3 protein-coding genes are annotated in these 2,415 nt (G+C 64.0%); 2 read left to right on the forward strand and 1 reads right to left on the reverse strand.

Annotated elements, in window-relative coordinates:
* The coding region (locus tag AB4Z16_RS27935; protein WP_441514562.1) for a superoxide dismutase at positions 1-622 on the reverse strand (622 nt) is incomplete at its 3' end.
* A 99-nt stretch (positions 623-721) separates the two neighbouring features.
* Between AB4Z16_RS27935 and AB4Z16_RS27940 the strand changes: the two genes are divergently transcribed.
* Both AB4Z16_RS27940 and AB4Z16_RS27945 read left to right on the forward strand, forming a co-directional pair.
* On the forward strand, positions 722-1,708 hold the full coding sequence (locus tag AB4Z16_RS27940) for a chromate resistance protein ChrB domain-containing protein (RefSeq protein ID WP_441514563.1): 987 nt from the start codon (positions 722-724) through the stop codon (positions 1,706-1,708).
* 15 nt (positions 1,709-1,723) lie between these two features.
* A partial coding sequence (locus AB4Z16_RS27945) for a chromate transporter (RefSeq protein WP_441514564.1) occupies positions 1,724-2,415 on the forward strand: 692 nt, incomplete at its 3' end.

The raw sequence follows: 2,415 nt of genomic DNA on the forward strand, positions 1-2,415 counted from the left end.
ACGCCGCAGGCGTATTCGGCTCGATCATGCGACGGTTCATGGCAAGCCGCTGGAAGCGAGCACCAACGCGCTCCCAATGGATGTTCTTCATGAAGGCGTCGACATAGGCGCCAGCCTTCGCTCCGAAATCGATGTGATAGGCGTGCTCGTACATATCGAGCGCCATGATCGGGATGCTTCCGGCGAGACAGTTCGTGTGATCCTGCCCCCATTGGATCATCAGGCGCCCGTGGCGCTCCGACCAGACCAACAGGGTCCAGCCCGACCCGCCCGCCTGCGCCTTCGCGCAGGCGGAGAATTTCGAGCGCCAGCCGGCGACACTGCCGAAGTCGCGTTCCAGCGCGAGGGCGAGGTCGCCCGCGGCATCGCCGGTTCCGCCGAGGCCGTCGAAATAGATCTCGTGGAGGATCGCCGAGTTGGCGGCGATGAGTTCCTCCCGCTTGAGGCCGTTGATGTCGAAGACGGGCGCCTGGCTCCAGTCGAGCTCGTCGAGGCGGCGTTCGATGGCGTTGAGGCGCCGTACGGCCCCTCCGTAATTGTTCTCGTAGTGGCTCGCCAAAAGCCGTTCGGAGAGCCCTTCGAGGCGTGGTGGCTTGAAGGGCAAAGGCATGATCCGATGCATGACACCCTCTTTCGGGATACGCGACGGAAGCGGACGCTACGCCCGAATCTAAAATGATACAAGTGTTGCTTTCTGATTATTTGATGATACGGTGCAGATATGATCGATGACGCCTCCTCGGCAGACCAGCGCTGGTTGCTGCTGATCCACCAGTTGCCCAGCAAGCCCGCCTACTTCCGCGTGAAAGTCTGGCGCCGGCTGCAAGGGATCGGTGCCGTCGCGGTGAAGAGCACGGTCTATGCGTTGCCCGCGAACGCCGAGACGCAGGAGGATTTCGAGTGGCTGCTGAAGGAGATCGTCGAGGGCGGTGGCGAGGCTATGGTCTGTGAGGCGCGCCTGATCGACGGCCTTTCGGATGGCCAGGCCCGCGCGCTGTTCGATGCGGCTAGGGACGAGGACTACGAGGAAATCTCCAAAGAGGCGCGAGCTCTCGTCTCCCGCCTCACGACAACCGGTACCGACGACGAAAGCGCCGAGTTCAGCTCGCAGGCCAAGCGCCTGCGGAAACGGCTCGCAGATATTGCCACCATCGATTTTTTCGGAGCGACGGGCCGTCTCACCGCCGAGAGCCTGGTCGCCGAGATCGAGCGCAAGCTCGCGGAGGATACCGATATGACCAGTACAACGCCGGAGGCCTCGGCTCAGACCGCGGCCGATCTGAAGGGACATGCCTGGGTGACGCGCAAGGGCATCCATGTCGACCGGATCGCTTGTAGCTGGCTGATCCGCCGCTTTATCGACCCCAATGCCGTCATCCGCTTCGTTCCGGGCAAGGGCTACGCGCCCAAGGCCGGAGAACTGCGCTTCGACATGTTCGAAGGCGAGATCACCCATGAAGGCGATCGGTGCAGCTTCGAGGTCCTGCTGACCCGCGCCGGTCTTTCTGAGCCCGCTCTCCAGGCCATTTCCGAGATCGTCCACGACATCGATCTGAAGGATGGGAAGTTCGGGCGCGAGGAAACCACGGGCATCGCGAGCTTGATTTCGGGCGTCTGCGGCGCCAACGCTCAGGACGAAGAACGCATCGCGCAGGGCGCGGCTGTCTTCGACAACCTCTATCAATACTTCAGGTCGAAGCGCCGCTGACGGCCGGGGAACACCATGAGCAAGATCGAGACCCTCGACGCTGCGCCTTCCGCACCGAGCACAGCACCTGATCACGGGATTTCGTTCGGCGAGGCACTGCGCGTCTGGGCGCGGGTCGCGGCGCTCAGCTTCGGCGGCCCGGCCGGGCAGATTGCGGTGATGCACCGCATTATCGTTGAGGAGAAGCGCTGGATCGGCGAGACGCGTTTCCTGCATGCGCTGAACTATTGCACCCTGCTTCCCGGGCCTGAGGCGCAGCAGCTGGCCGTCTATATCGGCTGGCTCCTGCACAAGACCAAGGGCGGCCTCGTCGCCGGCACCCTGTTCGTGCTTCCCGGCCTCGTCGCCATCATGGCGCTGAGCTGGATTTACGCCATCTTCGGCAATGTCGGGAGCGTGCAGGCCCTGTTCTTCGGTTTGAAGGCGGCGGTCCTGGCGATCGTGCTCGAAGCCGTGCTGCGGATCGGTCGGCGCTCCCTCAGGAACGGGGTCATGATCGGCCTCGCCGCAGCGGCCTTCCTCGCGCTGGCGCTGTTCCAGGCGCCCTTCCCGCTCGTTATTCTGGTGGCCGGCTTGATCGGCTATATCGGCGGCCGCGCCGGCTGGTCCGCCTTCCAGGTGGGAGGCGGCCATGGCAAGGCCGGGGGCAAGCAGGTCGCCGACATCGATTCAGCGCTTGGCGAAGGCATTCCCGCGCATGCCAGGCC

The organism is Allobosea sp. TAF32 (assembly GCF_052113585.1).
In the GTDB taxonomy this organism is placed as follows: domain Bacteria; phylum Pseudomonadota; class Alphaproteobacteria; order Rhizobiales; family Beijerinckiaceae; genus Allobosea.